Here is a 25,340-nt window from a genome sequence, read left to right as displayed (position 1 = left end):
CAACTCAAAACATGAATCGACACGTCGGCGCGCTGGAGCGCATCTCCTTGCGATGCTGTGCCTGGTCGGAGCGCTGGATCCCGGACGCTTATGTCTTCGCGGTGCTGGGCGTGATCATTGTCGCCGTTGCGGCGATCGCATTGGGCTCGCCGGTGACGCAAACGGCCAAGGCGTTTGGCGACGGCTTCTGGAGTCTCATCCCGTTCACCATGCAGATGAGCTTCATCATCATCGGCGGCTACGTCGTGGCCAGTTCGCCACCGGCTGCACGCTTGATCGACAAGCTCGCCGCTTTCCCGAGCACGGGTCGTGGAGCGGTGTGTTGGGTTGCTGGGATCAGCATGCTGTTCTCGCTGTTGCACTGGGGCTTGAGCATGGTGCTCGGAAGCTTGCTGGTGCGTGCGCTGTCACGCCGTGACGATCTCGATATGGATTACCGCGCGGCGGCTGCGGCGGGGTATTTGGGGATGGGGTCGGTGTGGGCGATGGGCTTGTCGTCCTCGGCAGCGCAGCTGCAGGCCAATCCCGCCAGCATGCCCCCAGCGCTGTTGCAGATCACGGGCGTGATTCCATTCACCGAGACGATATTTCTGTGGCAGTCGGTGGCGCTGACGGCTGTTCTGATTGTCGTGACGTTGGCGATTGCCTGGCTGACTGCTCCGCGCGGTGAAAACGCTCAGACGGCGCGTCGGTTGGGGGCGGTTGCTGAGCCGCCGCCGGTTGTCACGTCTGTGGAGTCGTCCAGGCCCGGGGAATGGTTGGAACACAGCCCTTTGCTCAATGTTCTGATCGCGGCGCTTGGAGTGGTGTGGCTGATTCAGGAATTCGCGACCAAGGGTGCGGCGCTGGCGATCTCCAATCTCAATACTTATAACTTTCTGTTCGTGATGCTGGGCTTGTTGCTGTGCTGGCGGCCTCGCGTGTTTCTCGATGCGGTGTCGAGAAGTGTGTCGAGTGTCAGTGGGGTGCTGATTCAGTTTCCCTTTTATGGCGGTATCGCTGCCATGCTGGTGTCTGCCGTCGGCAGCGATGGGCAGAGCATCGCCCATCACTTGTCCACCTTCTTTGCGCAGGCGGCGAATCGTGAGACGTTTCCGGTGGTGATGGGTATTTATTCCGCGGTGCTCGGGTTTTTTGTGCCGTCCGGCGGTGGCAAGTGGATCATCGAGGCGCCGTATGTGATGCAGGCGGCCAACGAGCTGAAGGTTCACTTGGGATGGGCGGTACAGGTGTACAACGCCGCGGAGGCTCTTCCCAATCTCATCAATCCTTTCTGGATGCTACCCCTCCTCGGCATCTTGAAACTTCGCGCCCGTGACGTGATCGGCTACACGATGATTCAGTTCATCGTGCATGTGCCGGTGGTGTTGTTCTTGCTTTGGGCGTTCGGGATGACGCTGGAGTACAAGCCTCCCGTGATGCCTTGATCAGTGACGTATCCCGCGCCGGACCTCACTCCAACAAAGCCGTTCGAACTTGCTCCTGTACCGATGCTGAGATGCCAGCGGTTTTAGCGAGATAAGCCTCGACATCTCCAATCTGCTCAAACGCCGCGTGCAGAAATGCGGCGTCGGCGCTGAACAATACGCGTCGCATGTCTTCGGGCATCGAGAGCAGTGGGCTGTGGGTGTCGGTGACGCCGAGGTGGGCTTGGTGGCGCGAGCGGATGAATTCTTCGAAGTTGCCCGACGTGTTGGTGAGCAAATAATCCTCGATGACCGTCTCCTCCGGAACGCCGAGCGATCTCAGCAGAACAGCCACCGCGATACCGGTGCGATCTTTGCCGGCGGCGCAGTGAATCACCATGGGCACATCGCCGGCGGCGATGGCGGCGAACATGCCGCCGATGCGTGGGCCCATCCACTCGGGGAGGGCGCGATACAACGCGACCATGGAATCGAACATTCCCTGAGCGTTCTTCGGGCGCTCAGCCGACAAACCACGGATGGTGGGCGTGACGATGCCATCGTCCCAAAACAACGCGTTGATGTTTGCATGTGGCCAACGCGTCGGTTCGCGCTCGCGTTCTTCGGCGCGGCGCAGGTCGCAAATGGCGCGCACTTGGAGGTCGGTCAGCGGGGCGTGATCGTCGTCGGTGAAGTAGGTGAGCACGCCGGCGCGGTACACCTTGCCCCAGCGCGTGCTGGAGCCCTGCTGAGTGCGATAGCCGCCGATGTCGCGAAAGTTACAGCCGCCCTGGAAAGTCAGAATGCGTTCGCGTTCGACGCGAACTGCGGGAGCAGATGAGGTCATAGAGGCGCCTTAGCGAGGAATCGCCGAGAGTGTCGCATAGACGATGGGTTGCTCGCTCGATCATGTCCGGCCGGAAGCCGCGTCCCGATCTCCTCCGGCAGCCGGAGGGGCTAAAGCGGAGCGTATCTATTGCGCGTGAGGTGAAGGCACGCCGGCGGGCTCCAGCACATACGCGTCCGTGGCATCGGCGCGTACGTATTGCAGGCGATCGGTCTGGTCCGGAGGCAGAGGCGCGAAGATGCGCCAGGATTGGCTGGGGTTGAGCAGGGCCCAGATCGGCGCGGCGATGCCAGGCCAGACGTTGGGCGTGGCGGTGGGCCGGCGATCACGCTCGCCTTCGACCTCCACTTCTTCGATATCCTCGCGCACGAAGGTCGCAGCTAAAATTTCATTTAGCTGCTCCGACGTAAACAGATGCGTGATGTTGGGTGGGCGCAGGTCCAAGGGCTTGCGCGTTGGCGCAGACTCTTGGGTGATGGCAGGGATTACAGCGGTGGACGACGGCTCCTGAGCGAACGCCGACCCCCAACCGAGCAAAGCGGTCACACTCAGCATCGACATCGACAAACCAGATCGGTTGTGCAGAACCATGGTGCGGCACCGACATGCGCTGGTGATCCAAACGTCCTTGATCCGCTGGCCCGGCTGCGATTAGTTTGCGCGGCCGAACGCCCTCGGACCTTTTCAAGAAGCAGTATGAAGCCCGAAAGTTCCAGTTCCCATCCGGCCTCTTCCGGGGCGTTGTCGCACATCCGCGTACTGGACATGAGCCGGGTGCTCGCAGGTCCATGGTGCGGGCAGATCCTCGCCGATCTCGGGGCGGAGGTGGTCAAGATCGAGCGGCCGCGCGTCGGCGACGACACTCGCAGTTGGGGGCCGCCGTACTTGAAAGATCGCGACGGCAAGGACACCAAGGAGTCCGCGTATTTCCTGGGCGCCAATCGCGGCAAGAAGTCGGTCACGCTGGACATTTCTAAGCCTGCGGGACAGGAAGTGGCGCGGCGGCTGGCCGCGCGCGCCGACGTGCTCATCGAGAACTACAAGGCGGGCGATCTGGCTCGTTACAACCTCGGCTACGAACAACTCAAAACGCTCAATCCGGGACTGATCTATTGCTCCATTACCGGCTTCGGGCAGACCGGGCCGATGCGTCAGGTGGCGGGCTACGACTTCATCATTCAGGCCATGGGCGGATTGATGAGCATCACCGGTGAAAAGGACGATCTGCCGGGCGGCGGGCCGCAGAAAGTCGGCGTGGCAGTGGCGGATATCACCACCGGCATGTACTCGACGGTCGCCATTCTCGCGGCCATCGTGCATCGGTCGCTGACCGGCGTCGGGCAGTACATCGACATGGCGCTGCTGGATTCGCAGGTCGCGATGATCGCCAACATGAACATGAATTATTTGATCAGTGGGCGTGCGCCGAAGCGCATGGGCAACGCGCACGCCAACATCGTGCCTTATCAGGTGTTCGATGCGTCGGATGGGCAGTTCGTTGTTGCGGTTGGCAACGATGGGCAGTTCGCGAAACTTTGCGAGGCTGCGGGTCAGACGTTTCATCAGGACGCACGCTTTCTGCGCAATGACGATCGAGTGCGCAATCGTGACGTGCTGGTCCCGATGCTCGCGGCCGTGCTGAAGCAGAAGACGGTCGCGGAATGGATTGCGCTGTTCGAGCCGCTCGGCATTCCGGTGGGCGGCATCAACAATCTCGCTCAGGTGTTCGAACACCCGCAGGTGGTCAGTCGCGGCATGAAACTGGATCTGCCGCATCCACAGGCAGGCAGGGTGCCCATGGTGGCGAACCCGATCAAGATGTCAGGCACGCCGCTGCGTTATCAGTCCGCGCCGCCGCTGCTCGGGCAGCACACACGTGAAGTGTTGGCGGATGCCGGACTGACTGACAGCGAGATCGAGGAACTGCAGCGGTCCGGCATCGTGTAGCCGAGTAGAAAAAAGACTCCTCCCTCCTTGTGGGGATGCGAGGGAGGAGACAAGGGGTCGATTACTCGTACTCCTCGTTGCGATACTCCACCGCGACCTGATGGCTGGCGGGCAAGGCGTGATCGCAATGAGAGACGTCGAACTGCCAGTTCTTGAGCACGCTGCGTTTGGCGGCGAGATCGAGCAGCAGATGGCCGCTGGAGCGCTCGACTTCCGCGCCGGTGGCGCGACCATTGGCGTCCAGGGTCACGTTGAGATACACAGTCCCCTTCTGCCCGCGCAGTTGCGCGCGCTCGGGGAAATCAGTGTCGCTGTGGATCACTCGCATGCCGCATGCGGCCGAGTAAGCAGTAGTGGCGGGAATAGCGAGAGTCGCGGCCAGAATGGCCAGGCCAGTGGTTAAAGAAGTATTCATTGCCGTCTCCCGGAGGTAGAGCTACGCGCACAGGTAGGTCAGTTCTGACAGGCGAGCCGTCGCATAGAGAGCTTCGATTGCACTGGCCGGGTGCCCGAGGCCTAATAGACGACGCTACAGACCTGTCTGTTCGTATGCTACGTACAGGTCTGTAGCGCTGTCAACTGTCGAAAGGGGTCGTATGAGTCCATCCAGCAAAGCACGCGCGGGCAGCGAAGCAGCGGCCGCGCCCACCGAAAGCGTCCGGGACCGGATTCTCAACACGGCTCGGGAGTTGTTTTACAAAGAAGGCGTGCGCGCGGTCGGCGTCGATACCGTGGTGGCCGAGTCGGGCGTCGCGAAGACCAGTCTCTATCGCTGGTTTCCATCCAAGGATGCGTTGATCGTGGCGGTCCTGGAGCAGGAACAGAAGGACCGCTGGGCGGGCTGGGACAGGACCGCTGCAAGTAGCGACCCGGAGCCACGCGCTCGCCTGCGTGCGCATCTCACAGGCATTGCGCGTTACGTGAGCAGCTCACATTTCCGAGGCTGTCCGTTCATGAATGTCACAGCCGCCTTCTCCGATCCTGAACATCCAGCGCGCTTGGTAGCGAACGAAGTGATGTACGAACTGCGACGCCGCCTGCGCGGGCTGGTCGATAACATCCAAGGCGTGAAGGATCCGGAAGAGCTCACGGAACAGTTGCTATTGCTCGTGGATGGCGCTTTCTCGGCGGCGCAGTGCCTGGGCAAGAACGGTCCGCAGCAGTTCCTCGTGGCCGCGGCGGACGCGCTGGTGGATGCTCAGCTCAAGAAATGAAGTTCCACGCCGCATCGTTGCCGCACCGTGACCCGCCATGACGCTGCGGACGGTGCGGTCACGACGGTCGCATCTGCGAGGCTGGAGAATATCGGTCAGCTTCCAGCGGCCATCTCCGCATCGAGCTTTTCGCTGGCCTCGAGCCAGGCCGATTCCGTGCTGGCGATGTCGCGCTTGAGCTGGGTTTGTCTCTGCAGCAGCTCCTGCAACTTTTGTTTGGAGCTCGGGTTGTAGATGTCCGGATCGGCGAGCGCGGTCTCGACAGCGCCGCGCTCCCCTTCGAGTTTGGCGAGCTGTTTCTCCAGCCGGGCGATGTCCGCCTTCAGCGGGCTCAATCGATTGCGCCGCTCGGCTTCCTCGCGCTTGCGTTGTTTCTTCTGCTCGGCGCTGAGAGCCGACGACCCGGCTTCTTCCGCAGCCGTTTCGCTTTCTTCACGCTTGGTGAACCACTGCGCATAATCGTCCAGATCGCCATCGAACGGCACGGCCCGCCCCTGGTCCACCAGGATCAACTCATCGGCAACCGCGCGCAGCAAGTGACGATCGTGGGAAACGAGCACGACGGCGGCTTCGTAATCCTGCAAGGCCATGGCCAGTGCCTGGCGCATTTCCAGGTCGAGGTGGTTGGTGGGCTCGTCGAGCAGCAACAGGTTCGGTCGTAGATAGCTGGTCAATGCCAGCACCAGCCGCGCTTTCTCGCCGCCGGAAAACGGGCCGACGGGCTCGAACACCCGATCGCCGCTGAAGCCGAAACTGCCTAGAAAGCCGCGCAGCTCCTGTTCCGTCGCCTTCGCCGCGGCTTCTCCGCCCAAGCGTTTCAGATGAGCCAGCGGCGAATCGTCGACTGACAATTGCTCGAGCTGATGCTGCGCGAAGTAGCCGATCTTCAGATCGCGAGCCTCGGTGCGCTTGCCGTCGAACGCGGCCAGCTCGCCGGCGAGCAGTTTCATCATCGTCGACTTACCCGCGCCGTTGCGGCCGAGCAGGGCGATGCGACTGCCGGGTGCGATGGTCATGCTGACGTTTTCCAGCACGACGCGCTCGCCGTAGCCGACCGATTGTTTCTCCAGCGCCAACAGCGGCCGCGGCAGCTTCTGTGGCGCCAGGAACGTGAACTCGAATTGCGAGTCGACGTGCGCCGGCGCGATGCGCTCCATGCGTTCGAGCGCCTTGACACGGCTCTGCGCCTGCTTGGCCTTGCTGGCTTTGGCCTTGAAGCGCTCGATGAAGCTCATCATGTGCTTGATCTCGCGCTGCTGCCGTTCAAACATCGATTGCTGTTGAGCCAGCTGCGCGGCCCGCTGCTCCTCGAACGCCGAATAGTTGCCGCTGTATATCTTGGCGGCGCCGTTCTCGATGTGAACGATGCGCTCGACGGTGCGATCCAGGAACTCACGATCGTGCGCGATCATCAGCAGCGTGCCCTGATAGTTGCGCAGCCACTGCTCCAGCCAGATCACGGCATCCAGGTCGAGGTGGTTGGTGGGTTCGTCGAGCAGCAGCAGATCGGATCGACACATCAGCGCCTGCGCGACGTTCAGTCGCACGCGCCAGCCGCCCGAGAACGCGCTGACGGGCCGCGTTTCGTCCGCTGCCGTGAACCCGAGGCCGTGCATCAACTTGCCCGCTCGGCTGCGCGCGTCGTATCCACCTAGCGCCGCATATCGTGCATGCAATTCACCGAGCTTGGCGCCCGCATCGCTTGCTTCAGCCTTTGCGATTGCCGCCTCGGTGGCGCGCAATTCCTCGTCGCCATCCATCACGAACTCGATGGCTGGCCGTTCAGTGGCTCCCAACTCCTGCGCCACGTGCGCCACCACCAATTGCGACGGATATTCCACGCTGCCGGCATCCGGCTGCAGCTCGCCCAGCACCAGGGCCAGCAAGCTCGATTTACCGCACCCATTGGCCCCCACGATGCCGACCTTCTCCCCCCGATACACGGTAAAGGACGCATCGGAAATCAACAGGCGCGTACCGCGCCGGAGGGCGAGGGAAGAAAAACTGAGCATGGGCGGGCTTGGGACCAGGCGGCTGCCAAGAGCCGCGTATCGTACCGGGTACGCCCGCTTCTGGCTAACGAGCGCCGGCGCCGGGCGTCGGCACAGGCTTACGACGCGAACAGCTCGCTGACCTTGGCCCGACCGCTTTCCTGCGAGGTGACCAAAGCGAGAAATTCGTCGGCGGACATGGCGTCGCCGAACAGGCGGCCCTGGCCGTAGTGGCAGCCGCGGTTGCGCAGGAAGTTGAATTGTTCTTCGGTCTCGACGCCTTCGGCGACCACTTCGACTTCGAGCGCCTTGCCCATGTCGATGATGGTGCGGACGATGGTGGCGTCGTCGCTGTTGATGGCGGCGTCGCGCACGAACGACTGGTCGATCTTCAGTGTGCCGATCGGAAACTGTTGCAAGGCCGACAGCGACGAGTAGCCGGTGCCGAAGTCGTCGATGGACAGATGCAGGCCCATGGCGTACAGCTCATCCAGCAGCTTGATGGTGCGTTTCGGATCCACCATCAGGGTAGTCTCGGTGATCTCCAGCTCGAAGCAGGTCGGCGACACTTCGTGGCGACGGAACACCGACTTGCAGCGCGCGATGAAGCTCGCCTGGCGCAATTGTTTCAAGGACAGATTGATGGACACGCGGCCCGGGTTCTTGATCTTCTCCTGCCAGCGCCGATAGTCGGCGCAGACGCGATTCAGCACCCACTCGCCGATCCCTAAGATCATATTGGTTTCTTCGGCCAGCGGAATGAACTGCGACGGCGAAATGTCGCCGTGCCCCGGCAAGCGCCAGCGCAGCAGCGCCTCGGCGCCGATGACATGGCCGTTGCGCAGGTCGACCTTCGGCTGATACAGCATCATCAGCTCATCGCGTTCCAGCGCGCGACGCAGCTTGCTCTTCAACATCAGCCGCTCGACCGCCGCGCCGTTCATGTCCGGCGAGTAGAACGCGAAGCTGTTGCCGCCGTTTTGTTTGGAGTGGTACATCGCGGCGTCGGCGTTACGGATCAGATCGATGACGTTCTCCGCATCCTTCGGGCAGAACGCGATACCGACGCTGGCGGTCAGGAACACTTCCTGCTGATCGACGTAGTAGGCCTTGCAGACTTCGGCGAGCACCATGCGCGCGAGGTTCGCCGCTTGCGTGCGCTCATCCTCGGAATCGGCGAAGCCTTCGATGAACAAACCGAACTCGTCGCCGGCCAGTCGGCCGACCACCGCCTCGCGCGGCAGGATGCGAATCAAACGTTCGCTGAGCACCTCGAGCGTGCGGTCGCCGGCGGCGTGACCGAACGTGTCGTTGATCTCCTTGAACCGATCCATGTCGAGGTACAGCATCACGATGCCGCGGTCGTTGCGACGGGCGCGAGCGATCGCCTGCTGCAGCATGTGCTGGAACTGCATGCGGTTCGGCACTTTGGTCAGCGCGTCGTAGCGCGCCAGGTAGCGAATGCGACGCTCGGCCCGCTTGCGATCGGTGATGTTGCGAACGACGAAGATCGTGCCCTGGAACTGCGGATCGTCCCCGGCAATGGGCGCACCGGACAGCGACACCGGGATGGTTTGCCCGCTGTGGGTGGCGATGACGGTCTCGCGCGTCTCGACGCCCGCGGTCTCCAGTGAAAAGTTCTCGCGCTCGCTTTCGGCGATCAGGTTCATGAACGGCTGACCGGCGATCTCTTCTTCGTTGTAGCCGAACAGTCGGACCGCGGCGTCGTTGATCTTGCGCACCATGCCGTCCGGGGAGGTCACCAGCACGGCGTCGTTCATGCTGTTCAGGACGATGGTCAGATAGTTCTTGGTGATGGTGGTCTGGCGCAGGTTCTGCCGCATGCGATCCAGCGCCATTTCCAGCTCGGCGATCTCGTCGTTGCTGGTGACCTTGTGAGGTCGCGTGTAGTCGCCTTCGCCGATGCGTTCAGCGGAGCGGATCAGCTCGACGATGGGACGCTCCAGCCGCTGCGCTAGCATCCACGCCACCAGCGTCAACAAACCCGTGATCAGCACGCCCATGCCGGCGACGATCCAGATGCGGCGCTCGAAGTCGCGCTGCTGCACTCGTTCGAGCTGAGTGCGCAGCGCGTGCGCCGTGTCCGCCAGACCCGGCCTGCCGACCACGATCTCAAGGGTGCCGAGCGATTCGACCCCGCCGAGCGTGCGACGGATGGTGCGCTTGTCCTGATCGGTGAGCTGCTTGCTCCATTGATCCTTGCGGATCGTCTGGTACATCACCTCGCCGTCGGGCGCCAGCACGCGCGCCGAAATCGAATAGGGATTGTTCAACAGCGAGTCGACGACCATTTCCAGGGTGCGCCGGTCCTGATCTTTCAACGCGATTTCCAGCGCCTGCGCGCCAGCGGCAGCCATGTCGCTCGCCAGCAGGTCGAGGCGTTGCGCTTCGGCGGTCAGCAGCGAGCGCTCGCCTTGCCTCACCAGCGCATCGCTGGATTTGCGATAGTCGAGGTATTCCAGCAGGAACAGGGTCGCCGCAATGGCCATGCCCGCCGCAATCGCGACGGAGAGCAACCTGATTTTGAGGCCCCGGGATCTCAACCCATACTCCGCGCTGCCCGCTCGCGTGGTGTGTGAAAATACGCCTCATCGCATGATACTCGGGTTTTTCGTGCCGGTAATACACCACAGTTTACTTGTCGGTTTTTTTGACATACCGAACGATTAGAATGTCAAAAACAGCGGCATTTGCCGCATTTCCAGCCGCTTTCGGCATTGTTTCGAGGACGCAGATCGTAATGAACGAGTTCGAGCTCACCGGACAGGCGCGCACTCATGTCGTGGAATTGAGTGATCCGCTTTGCGCGCTTCACTACGAAGCGGTGGCATCTTTCCTGGCGATGAGGGATGCCGCGCGGGCCGATGGCATCGATCTCGCGCCGCGTTCCAGCTTCCGCGATTTCAATGCGCAGCTGGGCATCTGGAACCGCAAGTGGAACGGCGAGCGGGCCATCTACGATCGCCAGGGTGCGCTGCTGGATCGCAGCCAGCTTTCTGATTCCGAAGCCATCGACGCCATCCTGTGCTGGTCGGCGATTCCGGGCGGCAGCCGGCATCATTGGGGCAGCGATGTCGATGTGATCGACGCGGCCGCGGTGCCGCCGGGCTACACCGTCGAGCTGTTGCCTGTCGAGTACGCGCCGGACGGAATATTCGCGCGCCTGTCGCAATGGCTCGATGTGAATATGCGACGTTTCGGTTTCTTTCGGCCGTACCGCACCGATCGCGGCGGCGTGAGCCCGGAGCCCTGGCATCTGAGCTATGCGCCGATCGCGCTGCCGGCGCTCGAATCGTTGAGTCTGTCGACGCTGCGGCGAGTGTTGGAGGGCAGCGGCATCGAAGGCAAGTCCCAGGTACTGGCGCGCCTGCCTGAAATTTACACGCGCTTCCTGCTCGCGGTTGACTCACCCGGCTGACGAAGCGCGCGGCAACTATCGCTGCGCCATGCGTCGTACCTGGTCGAGGAAGCGCATCGGCATCCAGCGCTTCATTCGCCACATCGTGCGCGCTGCCTTGGGTAGCACAATGTAAGTACGACCGTCAGCCGATGCTGTCAGCAAATCATGTGCAGCCGACTCTGCCGAGTATTCCGACTGCTGCATCAGGGTGTGCGCCAGCGCCCGTGCGCTATCGGAACCGCGCAATGTTTCCAATAGAGCAGAGCGGAAGAACGTCGGCATCACCACCGACACTTGAGTGCCGGCCGAGTGCAACTCGCTGGCCAGCGTCTCGCTGATGGACAGCACGGCCGCCTTGGTGGCGTTGTAAGAGATCATGCCCGGCGCGGAGGCGAACGCAGCGGCGCTCGCGACGTTGATCAACAAGCCGCGACCATTGCGTTGCAAGTGAGGAACGGCGGCGCGTGCACCGTGCACCACGCCCATCACGTTGATGTCGATGATCCAGCGCCAGTCTTCGAGCGAGATGTCCATCAACGAACCGGCGCTGGCGACGCCGGCGTTGTTGATCATCACATCCAGGCCGTCGTGCGTGGCTGCGAACGAATTCACCGCCACGGTCAGCTCGTCTGCCTGTGTGACATCACCCGGATACGCGACCAACGACACTCCGGCATCAGCCAACGCAGCTTCGACACTGGTGAGTCGCTCGAGATTGCGATCGAACAAACCGAGAGTCCAGCCATCGCCCGCCAGCGCCTTGGCCAGTTCCAGGCCCAGCCCGCTGCTGGCGCCCGTGATAAAGGCGCGCTTACGTGGAAACCGTGAATTCAGCCGGGCAAACCGTTGGCTCATCGTGCGTGTCGACCCTCTCGCTGGCTCAAAGCGACGCGGAGTATGCGGTTCTCAAGCGAAGAAAGCTCGAACCGACCACGCAGCCCACGCAGCTGCCGCCATCAAAAGCAATCCCGGCGTCAGCTCATACGCGTACCGCCGATCGCCCAACGAAAACGCCACGACGCTCTTGCTCACCGTGTTGGTGGTGAATCCCACCAGCACCGCCAGCGCGGCGAACTCCGCGTGCGTACGCCCGCTGGCAGCGAGCGACGCTGACGAAATGGCAGGGGCATGCGCGTCCGTGAAGCCTGCGACGCCGGCTGCGAGCATCAGTCCTCGATCGCCCAGCCACTGCGTCAGCAGCGCCGAGATCAGCAGCGTCAGTCCCACCACCAGCACGAACACGATCGCGGTCTTCGGCTCGAACGGTCGTCCCTTCGGCGAGTCCTCGGCCGCGGACATCTCGCGAAAGCTACGCACGGCGAAGAATCCTGCGTAGATGATCGCGGCCAATCCGGAAGCGATCAGGGCAGGCATGAGCATCAGCAGCGTCGGCATGCTGACCAATCCCACCACGATGGCGAGCTGAATCACCGTGGCCACCGAAGAAGCGGCCGCGCCAGCCACCGCGCCCTTGTGGAGCTCGGGTTGGGTCTTGGTGCGCGCGCCCATCGCGCCAATGGTGGCAGTGCTGGAAACAAAGCCGGACAGCAAGCCGGCCACCGCCAGGCCGGTCTTTGCCCCGAGCGCGCGTAATGCGACGTAACCCAGCGCGTTGATCGCCATCACCAGCACCGCCAGCAACCACAACTTGCGTGGCTGCACGACGCCCCAAGGATCGATCGGTTCGGTCGGTGTAAGCGGCAGAATGACCAACGCGGCAGCCGCCAGTAGCAAGCCGTCGCGCATTTCTGCATCGGTCAGAACGTCCTTGGCCCAGTGGTGCGCAGGAGTGCGAAAGGCGAGCAACATGGCCACGATCACTGCCAACGCGGCGGCGAGGCGCGGCTCATGCACCGCCAGCCCGCCCAGCAATAGCGTGACCACCATCGCGATCTCGGTGGTGAGGCCAGGATCGGTGTCGCGAGTTCGCATGTAGCCGACCGCGATCAGCACGCCGACGATGGCGCCGGTGCCGATGAACACATAGACGCCACCGATCCACAGCCCAAGCGCGCCGGCGAGTGCGATCAGGGTGAAGGTGCGCAGACCGGCGACCGCGCGCCGCGGGCCATCGCCTTTACTGCGTTCGCGCTCGATGCCGATGAGGAATCCGACGGCGAGCGCGACGCCGAGATTCATCCAGGTAGTGTCCGCCGAGTCGATGGTCATCCCGCCATGTTATCTGGCGGCGCGCCAATGTTTAGCCGCTCTTCCAGACTTGTTTGAGATGGCCGATCACCAGCGAGCGGATGTTCTGCACCGGGTTGCGCTCCCAGGTGAAGCAGGGCGGGTCGCGCCGGAGCATGGGCCAGCGTCCGGTGCGTAACACTTCGCTCAGATAGTTCAGATTGGCCTCGATGGCTTCCATGTACGGATTGCGGCCGTTGAACAGCGATTCCAGATATCTGTACGCGCTCGCGAACTCGCCATCCAGGCGCGAGCGGCGCACGTCTTCGATGAAGCTGGGGGTCTGTCGCAGCACGTCCAGGCCGGAGCTGTATTTCACGGAAGTCTTGCCCGATGCATCGCTGGGCATGGCGATGCCGCCCAGCACGAACTCCGGATACAGGCGGTCGCGACACTTTTCCAGATAACAACGATCGGACATCTGCGCGATCAGATCGCCGGTGCCGATCAAGTGCCCGAGCTTGCGATCGCGCGGGTCATCCAGACGAATCTGATCGAACTGCACTTCGTAACCGGTGAAGTGCACGATCTTGGTGGCCACCGGCACCCACTCGGCCATGCCGATGGTAGGCAGGTAGCGGCCGATGAACTGAGCGCTGCGGCTCACGTGACTGAGCGTGAACTCGGCGCCGTTGCGATGGGTCTGGTCGTCGGTCTGACGGATATAACCGGCGTCGTGAAACAGGGCGGTGACCACGCCGAGGATGGCGCGCTCCGGCCCGAGACGCTCGTCGGCCAGGTGGGTGCGATCGTAACTGACGATCAGCCGCGCCACCGCCAACGTTCCATCCAGGGAATGTTGCAGGTCGTGATAAACGGTGTCGCAGCCGTAGTACCCGGGAAACTGACCGTTGAACAATCGCTCGAAATCCCGGAACGCGGTGTCGACCCGATCCCAAGGATAGTGCGGCCAGGTCTGTCGATACAGATCGACGACCGCCCGACGGACCGCGTCAGGTGAGCTCACCTGCACGGTGTTCGTGACATCGAAATCGCTGCGCCGATACTGCATGGATAGCGGAGAAACTCGTTGCGAGGAAGTGCAAACGATGCCGCGAGTCTATTCGGCTTTCGGCGTTTGTCCATGTCGGAAAAATTGTCAGCATTTGGCGTCACCCGGCGCACAAACAAGCGTTTTTCAGCGGATTTACGCCAAACTTTTGGTGCCGCCCGCCGCATCATTCAGGCCGCCGCCAACCAGCAACTTTTAGCGATGTGACAAGCTTCACACAACGCCCGGGGGTCAATCCGCGCTCAGGGCCGGTCAGGTTTGTCGGCCACGCGCTCGACCCCGGCCAGCGCCGGATAGCTGGTATGCCAGAAACGTTCGTAATAGATCGGCGCGATGGCGGCGAAACCGGCTTCGTAAGCCAGCGTGACGCGTGCGCCGTCGGCCAGCTGAACTTCGGCGAGCTCGATCTGTAGACGGCCCTCCTGCTTGAAGTCGCCCCAGGTGCAGCGGCGAATCTGCAGCGGCGAGAACTCGAACCGGGTGCCGCGATAGATCCCGAATACTCGCGATGTCGTCATCACGTACCAACGCTGCGCGTCGATGAAACAACTGACCACGCACAGCTCGTCCGGCTCGAGCTGAATCATCCGAGCCAGTGCATCGTGCAACACCTCCAGCTGCGTGAAGCGCCAGTGGGGCTGCTTCATCGCGTGCCTGCGAATGGACTGCAGCAGGGCGGCGTGAATCGACGTGTGCGGCCATTCGCTCATGCGGGCGTGGTGTCCGTGGCTGACTTCCGTGTTTGCTCGATAGGTGGGGGAGAACGATCATAGCCCGACCCCGGGCCACTGTATATAGAGACAGTGACGACATCGCGTTGCCGGTATGAACTCCGGGTTAATCGTTCGGCCGCATCTGCATGGCAGATCGGCCGCGCGGCTCATGAGCGTGGCTGGAACTCCGGATCCGAGAGCTTCACTTCCGTGAGCGGGCCGTACTTGCGCAACTGATCGCGGATCGCGTCGGCTTTGCCGATTACTACTAGCACCGCTTGCTGACTGGGCGGAATCACATCTGCAACGGCGCGCTTGGCGTCTTCGAGCGTCACGGCTCGTAAAGCGTCGCCGTAGTCGTCGATGTAGCTGCGGTTCAGGCCGTAAAGCTCGAGCGTGGCCATGTGATAGGCCCACTGCGAGGCTGTTTCCAAACCGAGCGGGTATTGGCCGAGCACGTAGCTCTTGGCCGAGTCGAGCTGCGGTTCGCCGATCGCGCCCTCATGCAGCTGGTCGAGCGTGGCAAATGTCAGGTCGATGGCTTCGATGGTTTTTTCAGTGCGAGTGAACGAGCTGAGCTCCCAGCTGCCGCCTTCGGCCATGCGATCGAAGCGCGAGCTGGCGCCATAGCTCAAGCCGCTGCGAATGCGCAGCTCGGTGTTGAGCATCGAGGTGAACCGCCCGCCGAACAAAGTGTTCACGATATCCAGCGAGGCGCGCCGCGGATCTTTCCTGGCGACGCTCACATCGCCCGCCCAGAAATACGACTGTACGGCGTCGGGCGCATCGACCAGCAACACGCGACGCTCCGTGACCTCGGGTTGCTTGGGCACGCTCGGCAACGGCTGGCCAGCTTTGCGCCAGCTCGAGAACGCGCGCGTCAACAAGGACTTCAGTTGCGCCGTCTTGAAGTCGCCAGCCACCGAGATGATCACTCGATCTGCGCCCACGTGATCCTGGTAATACTTCTGCACATCCGCGTGTGTGATGGCGGCGAGGCTCGCCTCGCTGCCACCCACCGGCCTGCCGTAAGGATGTTCGCCGAACAGAGCGACGGCACCGTAAATCGGTGTGAGCGAAGACCGGTCTGAATCCTTGGCAGCGCGGATGAACTCGATATACCGGGCACGCAAAGCTTCGAACTGCGATTGTTCCAGGCGCGGCCGTTGCAATACGTCGGCCAGCAACTCGACCATCAGCTTCTGATCGCGCGCGAGGAACGAGCCCGAGACCGAAACGCTTTCGGTGGCGGCGCCGGTTTCGATGGTGCCGCCGACAGAACCTACTGTCTCCGCGAACTCGATGGCGTTGCGCGAGCCCGCGCCTTTCTCCAGCAGGCCCGCGAGCAGGTTGGCCGTGCCCAATCGATCTGCAGGATCGCTCAGTGCGCCACCGCGCACCACGGCATTGAAAGAGATCAGCGGCACGTCGTGCCGCTCCATCAGCAGCAACGTGACCCCATTGGGAAGTTTGACTTTGTCGAAGTCCGGCGTCTTGACCGCGCTGGCTGCGAACGCGGACGTTACGCCCAACGAGCAAACAACAGCGGCGGCGACGATCACACGACGCAACGGATTCATTGCGCAGCTCCCGCGCTGGTTTGCAGCTCATTGGAAGGCGGGGGTGAGTTCAGCACACCCACGGTGCGATTCGTTTGGCGGAGCAACTCGGCGGCGACGTTTTGCAAGTCGGCCTGTGTCACTGCTTCATAGGCGCGTGGCGCATCGAAGAGTTTTTCATGCCCGCCCTGTAGCACAGCAAAGGTGCCGAGGGCTTGGGCCTTGCCATCGATGGTCGTCAGGCCGCGCCAGAAATCGGCCAGCGCCTGACTGCGCGCGCGGGCCAGTTCCTCCTTGGTCACGCCTTCCTTGATGACGCGCTCGATCTGCCGAGTGAATTCCGCCTCGGCCTTGTGCGCGTCGCCGCCCGCCGGCAGCGAAAGAAAGAACCAGACCAATCCGGGATCGAAGCCCGCGGTGAAATAGCTGTCGGCCGAGATGGCGAGCTTCTGTTCTTCGACCAGCGAGCGACGCAGTCTCGATGCGTCGCCGTCGGTGAGCACCCGCGTCAGCAGGTCCAAAGCCGGGCGGCGCGGATCGGCGCCGGAAATTCCGTGATATGCGATTTGCACCAACGGTGTCTGCGCCTCGGCATGGACCATCACGCGCCGTTCGCCAAGCTGCTCGGGTTCGACGGTCTTCACCGGCTTGGGCGGCTGGTGCGCCGGAATGGGCTCGAGATACTTCTTCGCCAGCGCGATCACTTCTTCGGGCTCGACGTCGCCGACCAGGATCAGCGTGCAGTTGTTGGGCGCGTAATAGGTCGCGAAGAACGTTTTCAGATCGTCGATGCTCCACGACAGGATGTCGGACGGCCAGCCGATGGTCGGAATCCCGTAGGGATGAGCGACGAACGCCGTGGCCTGTACCTGTTCCTGCAGCCGGCCCTGATGACTGTCGTCGACGCGCAGACGGCGTTCGGAGTGCACGACCTCGCGCTCGCTTTCGACAACCTTGGGATCGAACGACAGGTTGCGCAACCGATCCGCTTCGAGCTCGAACACGGTCTCGAGCGCGGTGCGCGGGAACCAGTCCTGATAGACAGTCACATCGTCGCTGGTGAACGCGTTGTTGCGCGCGCCATTCGCTTCGAGCACCTGATCGAACTCGCCCGGCGCGCGCTTGCTGGTGCCGTTGAACATCATGTGTTCGAAGAAGTGCGCGAGGCCGGTGATGCCAGGCACTTCGTTCCGGCTGCCGGCGCGCACCCAGTTGTAGAGCGCGACATTGGGGATGTCGTGATCCGGCCAGATCAGGATCTGCATGCCGTTGGCAAGCGTGGTGGCGCGGACCTCTTTCGCGCCCGGCACCACCTGCGCGAACGCGGCCGGCGCCAACAGCGCCAGTCCCCACACCATCAATCGAGACACTCGGCCAGGCACTCGGCCAGACACTCGGCCAGATACTCGGGATGAAAAGCTCATGCGCACTCCTGACGAAGTCGCATCATAACCAGCCGGGCTCCACCGCGCTGCCGCGGGGAATGCGCAAAAAAACGCCGCCAGCGGGGAAGAACGCGTGGCGGCGCGAATTCGAACTCAAGGGCCCGGTATCGAGCTTGCTTTGAGGTTCAGCGCATAAATGCCAGCTCTCTGGTGCAACCGGCGTGCCAGGGTCTGTAAAAATTTTATGGTGAACCGTCCGGGGCTCCGTGAACCGGCTCGGCCCGTTGGATCAGCGAGTTACGCGTTCTTGCCGTAACCTCTGAATCGCAGGAGCGGCGTCGCTCGCTGACACGAAACGTCACCTTCCGACGGCTTTCGGTGACTTCCGTCACGGACTGCGGCGCGCGTCGACTTCACTGTCTCGCCCCCAAGCTTTCATTAGCCTCGCGCGCGGGCTCCGGTCGATAATCCGCGCTCGCGTTTTTCCGGTCGCAGCGGCGCAAGGCCGTTGCGACTTTGCATGGAGATGTTCATGGCCGATTCGCCTCGCCGCCGCCTTGCCGATCGTGTGTCCAGCAGTCCGACGTTCATCGGTTCGGGCTCGCGCTTCACCGGAGATCTGGAATGCACCAGCGATCTGGTGGTCGGCGGCACGGTAGTAGGCGACGGTGACGTGCACGGCGCGCTGACCTTGTCCGAGGGCGGTCGTTGGGAAGGCGAGATTCGCGCTGGCAACGCCGTGATTGCCGGCGAGGTTGAGGGCGCTGTGACGATCGCCGAGAAGCTGGAGCTGCGCGCCACTGCCCGCATCAAGGGGTCACTCAGGGCGCGCACCATCGCCGTGGCCAAAGGCGCCATCATTCAGGGCGACATGGCAGTCACCAGCGGCTCGCCGGTCGTGCACTTCGAAGAGAAGCGCGGCAACGAGCCGAAGGTGAATTAGCTCCGCCTACTGGCACGCCGCCAGGCTGTCGACCCATTGCGAGACCAGCGCCACGCCCGCTGTGTCCACGATTGCGGAACCCAGCGGGGGCATGGCGGCCGCGTCACGGCGATTCATTCGATTCACCAGCACTGAATTGGTCGCGCTGCCCGGCGCGATCACCCTCGCATTCGCGCCGAGACCGAGATCACCCGAGGTTGGCAAGGCATTGCAGGCATTGGTGCCCATCAAGGTGGTCGTATAGCGCAGGTCCATGTTGCTGGGCGCGAGCCCGCCAGGACGATGACATTGCGAACAGTTGGTGTGCAGGTAAGCGCGGGCGCGTTCGGTGAGCGTGCCGCTCGTGCCGTAGGGATCGGGCATCGCCGGCTGTGAGCTCGCATCGGCCACCGCCGGTGTCAGCAGGCCGATGTGATTGAGCGTGGTCAGCTCGTTCGCTGTCCTGCCGGTTTGCGGATAGGTGAAGGAGCGATTGAGCTGCGCTGTTTCCAGTCCGAGGGAACGACCTGCAGCCTCGGTGTGACATTGAATGCACTGATTCTCGCTCGGGAAAATCCAGCTGCGTCCGTTCCCGATGTCACGCACGGCGCCACCTTCGACCAGGGTCGCGTCGGTCTGCGCGGCGTTCCATTCGTAACTGAAGCCACCCCATACGCCGTCGGGATGATGCATGAACAGTCGCGTTTCGATCAGGCGCGTGCCCAGGCGGAAGTTCTTCATCAACACCGTGCCCGGCGGGAAATTCCAATCGTTCTCGGTGTTCACCGTGATGAGCTGATTGTTGGGCAGCGCCATCCAGCGGTCTTTGTCCGCACCGTCGGACCAGAACGGTGCGTTGATGGCGTACGGAATCAGGCCGTCGACCGGCTGCTTCGGATCGGCGCTGCTCACGCAACCGGTATTGCTCAACAGCCGTGGCGTGGTGTCGATGACGCCGCTGGATTCGAAATTGATCCGGTGCAGAGTGCCGTTGTAATTCACCACGTACAGCTCGCCGTCGTTGCCCTGGCCGAACGAAGAAATATTCAGCGTCGTGTCGAGCAACTGCGTGGGCTGGCGCGGTTGCGTGGCCGTCTCGGCGATCCACGCAAAGATGCGGCCGGAGATGAAATCGCCGAATAGGAATCGGCCCGCCAGGGCGGTGGGCTGCGAGCCGCGATACACGTAGCCGCCGGTGATGGACTCGCCGAGACTATGATCGTACTCGGCCACGGGATCGATGAGCGTGGCCGAGCTGCAGCCGGGAGTACCGCCGGTGTTGTAATCGTGCGCGCCCTCGCGGCAGCGCCAGCCATAGTTGCCGCCGTTCGTCACCAGGTCTACTTCTTCGAACAAGCCCTGGCCGACGTCCGCCACCCACAGATCGCCATTCGCATGATCGAAGGCGAAGCGCCACGGATTGCGCAAACCGTAGGCGAAGATTTCGGGGCATTCGCCGCTCGAGCGGCCGGCTGCCGGACACCTCGCGTTGCTCGCGAAAGGATTGGTCGGCGGAATCCCGTACGGCGTGCCGCTGTTGACGTCGATTCGCAGGATCTTGCCGAGCATGGTGGTGAGGCGTTGACCGTTGCCCCGGTCGCCGTGCGGATCGCCACCGCCGCCGCCGTCACCGATGCCAATATATAAATATCCGTCCGGACCGAAGGCGACATGGCCGCCGTTGTGATTGTCGTTGGGCTGGTTGATGGTAAGGATCTGCGTCTCGGTGGCGGGATTCAGCGTCGCGCCGCCATCGGTACTGGTGAACGACGAGACTCGCGACACCAGCGGATCGCCAGTGGTGAACGACAGAAACACCCGCGGATCGTTCGGATAGTTGGGATGGAATGTCATGCCCAGCAAGCCCATCTCGCCGCCCCCAAGCACGCGAGAGGTGACCGAGCTGAGGTCGATATAGACGCTGGAGCTCGAGGGATTGGTGCCACTGAATTGCCGGACAATTCCGTCCTGCTGAACCACGAACCAGCGCGCGTCGTCGTTCGGCGCCTGTAACAATCCCAGCGGCATGGTGAACGACAGGTTGGTGAATCGACTCAAGGAAATATCGCTGCCTGTACTGGGTCGTGGCCACGCCCTGCAGGTAGCATTGGACGGCCGGGCATCCAGGCCGGAGTTCGGATTCGACGGCGGATTGTCGGGCGGCGGCGTGGTGGGCGGAGGCTCGCCCGAGGTTGGCGGCGGATTGCCAGAGGACCCGCCCCCGCCACAGGCTTGCAGCCCAGCCAATAGCAACGTCGCCAGGACCCGCGGTGCTGTCCGTCGATTCATGCCAGTGCCCTTTATTGACTATGCCACGCTCGTCCTAGTTCGTCGGGTCGCGGTCGATTGGAGGCGTCACAAGCATGGCATGCTTGCCAGGGCAATGAGGATCCGCTGAATGCCGACTCCGTCAGCCGCCAGCAGAGTGTCGTCACCGTTACCCGACTTGATCGCTCAACGCGGCAACACCGAGGACTATCCGGAGAACACCTTGCCGGCGCTGCGTTCAGCTTTGGAGCTGGGCGCGCGCCACCTGCAGTTCGACGTTCAGCTCACTGCCGATCGTCGCCCGGTGCTGCTGAACGACGCCAGCCTGAAGCGCATGGCGGGGCTGGAGCGTAACGCGCTGGAAATGAGCTGGCGAGAGCTGGTCGAAGTCACGGTCACCGAGCCTGAACGGTTTGGCGATCGGTTCAGCGACATCGGCGTGCCAATGCTTGCGCAGGCGGTCAGCGTGATCTCGACTCATCCGTCGGTCACCGCCTTCATCGAGATCAAACGCGCCAGTTTGCGGGTATTTGGCGCGGAGGTGGCGGTCAGCAGGATTTGTGACGTGTTGAAGCCGGTGGCGCGCCAGTGCGTGCTGGTGTCGCGCGATCTGACTGCGATTCATAAGGTGCGGCAACTCTCGCCGTACCGGGTCGGCTGGATACTGTCCGAGTACTCCAGTCTGTCGGCGCTCAAGTGCGAGGCGCTGGTGCCCGACTATCTGTTGTGCGAATACGAGTTGCTGACGAACACCGTTGCGCAGTTGTGGCGTGGTCCTTGGCGCTGGGCCATTCACAACGTGACTTCACCCGAGACCGCGGCTCGACTCGCGGCGCGTGGTGCTCGCCTGGTCGGCACCACGTCACTTCGCACCGTGCTGCGCGAGTTCAGGAACGCTCGCGCGGGCTGAGCTCAGGCGGCAACGCTTTGCGGGGCGGCGGCCAGGCGCTGCTCGAACATGATGTGCGCGATCTGCCTGTCCGCCCAGCTGGTGCCGCTGAACCGGTCCATGAAGCCGCAGTGACCGCCATGGGGGATCGAGGTCACGTGCAGATTGGGCGAGCGCGCCAGGTACTGCAGGTCGTGCGCTGGAATGATGGGATCGTCCAGCGAAATCAGGATGTGGCTGGGCACTTGCAGCTCCGCAAGCGCATCGCCAGTGATGGCGTAGCCGTTCAAATAAGCATCCAGGTCGGCGAACTCGCTGAAGTTGCGCACCAGCAGCTCGGTCATGCTGCGAATCGAGGTCTGCGACAGGATCTTGCTGAAGTCGTAGCGCTTGGGAAAGCACTGCTGTTTCCGTCGCAACGAGCGCTTCCACTTGTTGATGAAATATTGCTGGTAGATGAACCAGCCGCTCTCCAGCACCTCCATGGTGCTGTGAGGCCGGAGCACCGGGCACACGGCGACGGAGCGCTCCAGCTCGATGCCTGCTCGCGCCGCCTTGGCGGCGACACGCAGCGCGAAGTTACCGCCCAACGAAAAGCCCGCGACGGTGATGCGCTTGTTCGGCAATGACGCCTGGATGCTACGCACCGCGCCGACCACTTCGTCGAGGCGGCACGAATGGAAGATGTCTTCGTTCAGATGATGGCTCGGGCCGTGATCGCGGAAGTTGAGCCGGAAGATGTCGCAGCCCAGATCGAACAGATGACTGCCCAACGACAGCACATACACCGAGTCGGAACTGCCCTCCCAACCGTGTAACAAAATTGCCAGATCGCGCGCCGGCGGTCTGCCCGCGGCGGCCTGGCTTGAATAGTGACCGAGTAGCCGCACGCCGTCGCCGCAGTCCACGATCTGAGTGTCCGCGACCGCCAGCATCGTCCGTGCCCGGCTCGCGATGAACGGACGGCGCAGGCTCAGGCTGGGCACGATGGATTGGAAGTGAGCGTTGGCGAACCAGCCGGAAGGGGCGAACCTGGCAACGTCGGCGGAATGTGGGACGGCGGCGGAATCAATCATGGGTCGATACGAATCGTGGACGAACCTGGCAGGGTGCTGACGAAGTCGGCGCCCGCCAGCAAGCTTGGGGTGGTGAAGCCGGGGTTGCAAGGCCGGCTCAGCACCGCACCGAGAATTCCCAGCGCGGAGTGTACGGTCAACGAGTAACCGTTGGCGGTGCGCAGTCTTGCAGTTTTCACTTCGCCCGCGGCGTTGCGCGCCTCGCCCCACACATAAGTGGGATTGTTGTCCCGCTGCGTCTTGTCCGGCGGCGTCACACGTCGCTGCGCGCTGAACTTCACCAGCTCGCGGATCCAGCGTTGCCGCAGCAGCGGGCGGAACAGGTTCGCGCGCCGCATGCTATCGACGGATTTTTGTGACGACGCCGTGTAGACCTCGATATTGCCGATGCCCGTCGTGTAATAGGCGGTGCTGACATCGCCCCACGGAATGCTGACGCCGAGTTTTTCGCCTGCGCCGAAATCGATGCGTCGGGTGCGGGCGCCGAGACGTTCGGTCACCAGTCGGCCATCGACCCGAATGCACGAACCTTTGCCGGCCGATTCGATGGCGGTCTTGGCCGTGCCCTTGCTCAGCCCGGCGCGGCTGTCGAAGCCCAATGCGAGATGCGTCGCATCGGGCATCGCTTGCTTGAGACGAGCGGCCACGCAATCGGTCGGCACCACGTCGAAGCCGACGCCCGGGCACAGCACGACGCCGGAGCGCTCGGCTTTGTCATGCACGCTGGCGGCGAGTTCGAAGACGTCGATCTCGCCAGTGATATCGAGATAGTGAACGTGCGTCGCGAGGCAGCCTTGCATCATCGACGCCGCGGTCTGCGAGAACGGTCCGGCACAATGCAGGACGGCCGCGACTTCGGTGAGCGTCGACACCAGCGCCGTGTGATCGTCGAGATCGAACACGGCGCTCGGACAATCGAGCTCGGCAGCGAGCCTGGCGATCTTTTGTTTGGAACGTCCGGCCAGCACGGGGCGCATGCCGCGCGCCACCGCCTCACGCGCGATCAGCTCGCCCGTGTATCCATTGGCACCATAGAGCAACCAGGGCGGAGACATTGACACCCTCTAACAGCGACATCCGTGACGAGGGGGCGTCGTCATGAGCCGGCCGGCTCAGTGGCGAATTCCACCCGATTGTTCTGAGCGGCGATGCGGTTCCATTCGCCCGCCGTGACGCGGGCGCGTTGATCCGCACTGGGATAGGGCACGCTCGGGCGACGGCCTTCGTGCGCGACTTCGACCGTCACGCCGCCGTCCTGGCGCAGCGACGACAGCAGATTGGCGAACGCGAGCGACTGACGCTGCGCGGTGGGCAGGCTGTCCTCGAACGGATTGCCGACCAGGTCGCAGCGATTCACCGGCAGTTCGTCGGTGGCCATCGAATAACCTTCGATGCCGTTGCCAGTAAGACAGAACTCGCCGACGAAGGTCGCGACCTTCACCTTGCCTCGGAAGTTGTTGGCGCGCAGCTGTCCGAGCATTTCGCGCAGACGCTCCAATCGCGAGCCGGACAGCGGCGCCTCGCCATAGGGCACCACTTCCGAAGTCACATTGTCGGCTTTCGGGGCGGCGGCGACGGCCGCGGTCTGACCCGACTGCAGACTTCGTTGCAGCGTGGTCAGCTGCGCCTGCTGCCCGTCGATGGTCGCTTGCAAGGTGGTGAGCGAGCCGCGCAGCGCCTTGTTGGTTTCGAGTTCTTTGGTGAGGAACAGGGCCAGCACCAGCGCGGGGATCAGCGCGATCGCGCCGACACCGGCGGCCAACGGCCAACGGTTTTGCCGCACCATCACGGTCTGGGTTTCGAGCGGTTGCGGCGGCGGAGCGACGGCGGGCTCGGCGGGCGCCGGCGTCGGGACCGGCTTGCCTTCGGAGCTGATACGGCGGGCGAAGCCTTCGAGACTGGCCAGCACGAAGCGCCGCATCTCGGAGCTGTGCTCCTTCAGCAGCGGGGCGATGGCATTGCGGATCGCGATCTCGAGCTCGCCGCCGGAGGGGCGGACCGGCTCGATCTGCACCGCCGCCGAGCCTTCCTGTTGCGCAACCTGCAGCGACGCACGCGCCTCGCGACGCTCCGGCAACAATCGCAGCTGATACAACACCCTGGACACATCGGCATGCTTCACCGTCTTGGGCAGGACGCCGACCGCGCCGAGCGCTCGGGCCTGGCTCACGTACAGCTCGCCTTCCTGCGAGGTGTACATGATCACGGGAATGGTGGCGGTGTCCGGGTTGCCCTTGATGGCCTGAATAGCCTGAAAGCCGTCCATGCCGGGCATCAGGTGGTCCATGAAGATCACGTCCGGCCGGGCCTGGCGCAGGTACTCGAGCGCGGCCTCGGCCGATTCGGACGAGTCCACTTCCAGACCATAGCCTTCCAGCATGCGGCTCAAAATGACGCGAGCGGAACGCGAGTCGTCGACGATCAGGGCGCGCTTGCTCATGAGGAAGCGTCAGTGAGTAGTTAGTTCAAGGTGTGTAGGTTAAGCGTAGGGCGCGACAGCTCC

General features: G+C 63.0%; 22 protein-coding genes. 7 read left to right on the top strand and 15 right to left on the bottom strand.

All coding sequences use genetic code 11. From position 1 onward, the window contains the following. Positions 1-11: 11 nt before the first annotated feature. Positions 12-1,427 carry a short-chain fatty acid transporter gene (locus JM946_RS03785; RefSeq protein ID WP_203165800.1) on the top strand — a complete coding sequence of 472 codons (1,416 nt, stop codon included), beginning with the start codon at positions 12-14 and terminating at the stop codon, positions 1,425-1,427. A 25-nt stretch (positions 1,428-1,452) separates the two neighbouring features. Here JM946_RS03785 and JM946_RS03780 read toward each other — a convergent pair whose 3' ends face one another. Both JM946_RS03780 and JM946_RS03775 read right to left on the bottom strand, forming a co-directional pair. After that, on the bottom strand, positions 1,453-2,253 hold the full coding sequence (locus tag JM946_RS03780; RefSeq protein ID WP_203165799.1) for a tyrosine-protein phosphatase: 801 nt from the start codon (positions 2,251-2,253) through the stop codon (positions 1,453-1,455). Between the two features lie 126 nt (positions 2,254-2,379). Then, positions 2,380-2,814 carry a hypothetical protein gene (locus JM946_RS03775; protein ID WP_203165798.1) on the bottom strand — a complete coding sequence of 145 codons (435 nt, stop codon included), beginning with the start codon at positions 2,812-2,814 and terminating at the stop codon, positions 2,380-2,382. Between the two features lie 135 nt (positions 2,815-2,949). On the opposite strand from JM946_RS03775, the gene JM946_RS03770 reads away from it, so the two are divergent. Further along, the gene (locus JM946_RS03770; protein WP_203165797.1) at positions 2,950-4,200 is read left to right on the top strand and encodes a CaiB/BaiF CoA transferase family protein; all 1,251 of its coding nucleotides are present in this window, start codon (positions 2,950-2,952) and stop codon (positions 4,198-4,200) included. Positions 4,201-4,261: 61 nt separating this feature from the next. On the opposite strand, the gene JM946_RS03765 is transcribed toward JM946_RS03770, so the two are convergent. Continuing rightward, positions 4,262-4,615, bottom strand: a complete 354-nt coding sequence (locus tag JM946_RS03765) for an energy transducer TonB (RefSeq protein ID WP_203165796.1) — start codon at positions 4,613-4,615, stop codon at positions 4,262-4,264. Between the two features lie 181 nt (positions 4,616-4,796). Between JM946_RS03765 and JM946_RS03760 the strand changes: the two genes are divergently transcribed. Continuing rightward, complete coding sequence (locus tag JM946_RS03760; protein ID WP_203165795.1) at positions 4,797-5,414, top strand: TetR/AcrR family transcriptional regulator; 618 nt, start codon at positions 4,797-4,799, stop codon at positions 5,412-5,414. A gap of 95 nt (positions 5,415-5,509) precedes the next feature. On the opposite strand, the gene JM946_RS03755 is transcribed toward JM946_RS03760, so the two are convergent. Together JM946_RS03755 and JM946_RS03750 are read right to left on the bottom strand one after the other, a co-directional pair. Beyond that, positions 5,510-7,426, bottom strand: a complete 1,917-nt coding sequence (locus JM946_RS03755; protein WP_203165794.1) for an ATP-binding cassette domain-containing protein — start codon at positions 7,424-7,426, stop codon at positions 5,510-5,512. 98 nt (positions 7,427-7,524) lie between these two features. Then, positions 7,525-9,915 (bottom strand): putative bifunctional diguanylate cyclase/phosphodiesterase, encoded by a 2,391-nt coding sequence (locus JM946_RS03750; protein WP_218042571.1) that lies wholly within the window; start codon positions 9,913-9,915, stop codon positions 7,525-7,527. Positions 9,916-10,166: 251 nt separating this feature from the next. Between JM946_RS03750 and JM946_RS03745 the strand changes: the two genes are divergently transcribed. Continuing rightward, positions 10,167-10,844, top strand: a complete 678-nt coding sequence (locus tag JM946_RS03745) for a M15 family metallopeptidase (RefSeq protein ID WP_203165792.1) — start codon at positions 10,167-10,169, stop codon at positions 10,842-10,844. 15 nt (positions 10,845-10,859) lie between these two features. Here JM946_RS03745 and JM946_RS03740 read toward each other — a convergent pair whose 3' ends face one another. From JM946_RS03740 to JM946_RS03730, 3 genes are read right to left on the bottom strand one after another with little or no spacing between them, the layout of a single operon-like run. Further along, positions 10,860-11,681, bottom strand: a complete 822-nt coding sequence (locus tag JM946_RS03740) for an SDR family NAD(P)-dependent oxidoreductase (protein ID WP_203165791.1) — start codon at positions 11,679-11,681, stop codon at positions 10,860-10,862. A 51-nt stretch (positions 11,682-11,732) separates the two neighbouring features. Then, positions 11,733-12,995: an MgtC/SapB family protein gene (locus tag JM946_RS03735; RefSeq protein WP_203165790.1), complete on the bottom strand. Its 1,263-nt coding sequence runs from the start codon at positions 12,993-12,995 to the stop codon at positions 11,733-11,735. A gap of 31 nt (positions 12,996-13,026) precedes the next feature. Continuing rightward, positions 13,027-14,025: a hypothetical protein gene (locus JM946_RS03730; RefSeq protein ID WP_203165789.1), complete on the bottom strand. Its 999-nt coding sequence runs from the start codon at positions 14,023-14,025 to the stop codon at positions 13,027-13,029. A gap of 72 nt (positions 14,026-14,097) precedes the next feature. Here JM946_RS03730 and JM946_RS30890 point away from each other — a divergent pair, with 72 nt between their 5' ends. Continuing rightward, the gene (locus tag JM946_RS30890; protein WP_269140874.1) at positions 14,098-14,232 is read left to right on the top strand and encodes a hypothetical protein; all 135 of its coding nucleotides are present in this window, start codon (positions 14,098-14,100) and stop codon (positions 14,230-14,232) included. Between the two features lie 35 nt (positions 14,233-14,267). Here the strand turns inward: JM946_RS30890 and JM946_RS03725 are convergent, their stop codons facing one another. The 3 genes from JM946_RS03725 to JM946_RS03715 form a co-directional block, all read right to left on the bottom strand. Then, on the bottom strand, positions 14,268-14,735 hold the full coding sequence (locus JM946_RS03725) for a hypothetical protein (protein ID WP_203165788.1): 468 nt from the start codon (positions 14,733-14,735) through the stop codon (positions 14,268-14,270). A gap of 170 nt (positions 14,736-14,905) precedes the next feature. Beyond that, positions 14,906-16,318, bottom strand: a complete 1,413-nt coding sequence (locus JM946_RS03720) for a M16 family metallopeptidase (RefSeq protein WP_203165787.1) — start codon at positions 16,316-16,318, stop codon at positions 14,906-14,908. Continuing rightward, positions 16,315-17,655: a M16 family metallopeptidase gene (locus tag JM946_RS03715; RefSeq protein ID WP_218042570.1), complete on the bottom strand. Its 1,341-nt coding sequence runs from the start codon at positions 17,653-17,655 to the stop codon at positions 16,315-16,317. The genes JM946_RS03720 and JM946_RS03715 overlap by 4 nt, the downstream gene beginning before the upstream one ends. A 559-nt stretch (positions 17,656-18,214) precedes the next feature. Here JM946_RS03715 and JM946_RS03710 point away from each other — a divergent pair. Then, positions 18,215-18,625 carry a bactofilin family protein gene (locus JM946_RS03710; RefSeq protein ID WP_203165785.1) on the top strand — a complete coding sequence of 137 codons (411 nt, stop codon included), beginning with the start codon at positions 18,215-18,217 and terminating at the stop codon, positions 18,623-18,625. A gap of 6 nt (positions 18,626-18,631) precedes the next feature. Here the strand turns inward: JM946_RS03710 and JM946_RS03705 are convergent, their stop codons facing one another. Continuing rightward, positions 18,632-20,662 (bottom strand): PQQ-dependent sugar dehydrogenase, encoded by a 2,031-nt coding sequence (locus JM946_RS03705; RefSeq protein ID WP_203165784.1) that lies wholly within the window; start codon positions 20,660-20,662, stop codon positions 18,632-18,634. A gap of 340 nt (positions 20,663-21,002) precedes the next feature. On the opposite strand from JM946_RS03705, the gene JM946_RS03700 reads away from it, so the two are divergent. Further along, the gene (locus tag JM946_RS03700; protein WP_203165783.1) at positions 21,003-21,782 is read left to right on the top strand and encodes a glycerophosphodiester phosphodiesterase family protein; all 780 of its coding nucleotides are present in this window, start codon (positions 21,003-21,005) and stop codon (positions 21,780-21,782) included. Between the two features lie 2 nt (positions 21,783-21,784). Here JM946_RS03700 and JM946_RS03695 read toward each other — a convergent pair whose 3' ends face one another. From JM946_RS03695 to JM946_RS03685, 3 genes are read right to left on the bottom strand one after another with little or no spacing between them, the layout of a single operon-like run. Then, positions 21,785-22,837, bottom strand: coding sequence for a YheT family hydrolase (locus tag JM946_RS03695; protein WP_203165782.1), 1,053 nt, complete (start codon positions 22,835-22,837; stop codon positions 21,785-21,787). Further along, positions 22,834-23,892 (bottom strand): saccharopine dehydrogenase family protein, encoded by a 1,059-nt coding sequence (locus JM946_RS03690; RefSeq protein ID WP_203165781.1) that lies wholly within the window; start codon positions 23,890-23,892, stop codon positions 22,834-22,836. The genes JM946_RS03695 and JM946_RS03690 overlap by 4 nt, the downstream gene beginning before the upstream one ends. Positions 23,893-23,933: 41 nt before the next feature. Continuing rightward, positions 23,934-25,277: a response regulator gene (locus JM946_RS03685; protein ID WP_203165780.1), complete on the bottom strand. Its 1,344-nt coding sequence runs from the start codon at positions 25,275-25,277 to the stop codon at positions 23,934-23,936. Between the last annotated feature and the right edge of the window lie 63 nt (positions 25,278-25,340).

This window comes from Steroidobacter gossypii (genome assembly GCF_016801985.1).
GTDB lineage: Bacteria > Pseudomonadota > Gammaproteobacteria > Steroidobacterales > Steroidobacteraceae > Steroidobacter > Steroidobacter gossypii.
This window is presented reverse-complemented; position numbering and strand designations above follow the sequence as displayed.

Bases quoted from the DNA above. Each gene is read 5' to 3' on its own strand.
- JM946_RS03775 (WP_203165798.1), bottom strand. From the start codon at position 2,814: ATGTCGATGCTGAGTGTGACCGCTTTGCTCGGTTGGGGGTCGGCGTTC.
- JM946_RS03720 (WP_203165787.1), bottom strand. From the start codon at position 16,318: ATGAATCCGTTGCGTCGTGTGATCGTCGCCGCCGCTGTTGTTTGCTCG.
- JM946_RS03700 (WP_203165783.1), top strand. From the start codon at position 21,003: ATGCCGACTCCGTCAGCCGCCAGCAGAGTGTCGTCACCGTTACCCGAC.
- JM946_RS03710 (WP_203165785.1), top strand. From the start codon at position 18,215: ATGGCCGATTCGCCTCGCCGCCGCCTTGCCGATCGTGTGTCCAGCAGT.
- JM946_RS03715 (WP_218042570.1), bottom strand. From the start codon at position 17,655: ATGGTGTGGGGACTGGCGCTGTTGGCGCCGGCCGCGTTCGCGCAGGTG.
- JM946_RS03780 (WP_203165799.1), bottom strand. From the start codon at position 2,253: ATGACCTCATCTGCTCCCGCAGTTCGCGTCGAACGCGAACGCATTCTG.
- JM946_RS03695 (WP_203165782.1), bottom strand. From the start codon at position 22,837: ATGATTGATTCCGCCGCCGTCCCACATTCCGCCGACGTTGCCAGGTTC.
- JM946_RS03750 (WP_218042571.1), bottom strand. From the start codon at position 9,915: ATGGCCATTGCGGCGACCCTGTTCCTGCTGGAATACCTCGACTATCGC.
- JM946_RS03760 (WP_203165795.1), top strand. From the start codon at position 4,797: ATGAGTCCATCCAGCAAAGCACGCGCGGGCAGCGAAGCAGCGGCCGCG.
- JM946_RS03685 (WP_203165780.1), bottom strand. From the start codon at position 25,277: ATGAGCAAGCGCGCCCTGATCGTCGACGACTCGCGTTCCGCTCGCGTC.
- JM946_RS03755 (WP_203165794.1), bottom strand. From the start codon at position 7,426: ATGCTCAGTTTTTCTTCCCTCGCCCTCCGGCGCGGTACGCGCCTGTTG.
- JM946_RS03730 (WP_203165789.1), bottom strand. From the start codon at position 14,025: ATGCAGTATCGGCGCAGCGATTTCGATGTCACGAACACCGTGCAGGTG.
- JM946_RS03725 (WP_203165788.1), bottom strand. From the start codon at position 14,735: ATGAGCGAATGGCCGCACACGTCGATTCACGCCGCCCTGCTGCAGTCC.
- JM946_RS03745 (WP_203165792.1), top strand. From the start codon at position 10,167: ATGAACGAGTTCGAGCTCACCGGACAGGCGCGCACTCATGTCGTGGAA.
- JM946_RS03690 (WP_203165781.1), bottom strand. From the start codon at position 23,892: ATGTCTCCGCCCTGGTTGCTCTATGGTGCCAATGGATACACGGGCGAG.
- JM946_RS03785 (WP_203165800.1), top strand. From the start codon at position 12: ATGAATCGACACGTCGGCGCGCTGGAGCGCATCTCCTTGCGATGCTGT.
- JM946_RS30890 (WP_269140874.1), top strand. From the start codon at position 14,098: ATGTCGGAAAAATTGTCAGCATTTGGCGTCACCCGGCGCACAAACAAG.
- JM946_RS03765 (WP_203165796.1), bottom strand. From the start codon at position 4,615: ATGAATACTTCTTTAACCACTGGCCTGGCCATTCTGGCCGCGACTCTC.
- JM946_RS03735 (WP_203165790.1), bottom strand. From the start codon at position 12,995: ATGACCATCGACTCGGCGGACACTACCTGGATGAATCTCGGCGTCGCG.
- JM946_RS03770 (WP_203165797.1), top strand. From the start codon at position 2,950: ATGAAGCCCGAAAGTTCCAGTTCCCATCCGGCCTCTTCCGGGGCGTTG.
- JM946_RS03740 (WP_203165791.1), bottom strand. From the start codon at position 11,681: ATGAGCCAACGGTTTGCCCGGCTGAATTCACGGTTTCCACGTAAGCGC.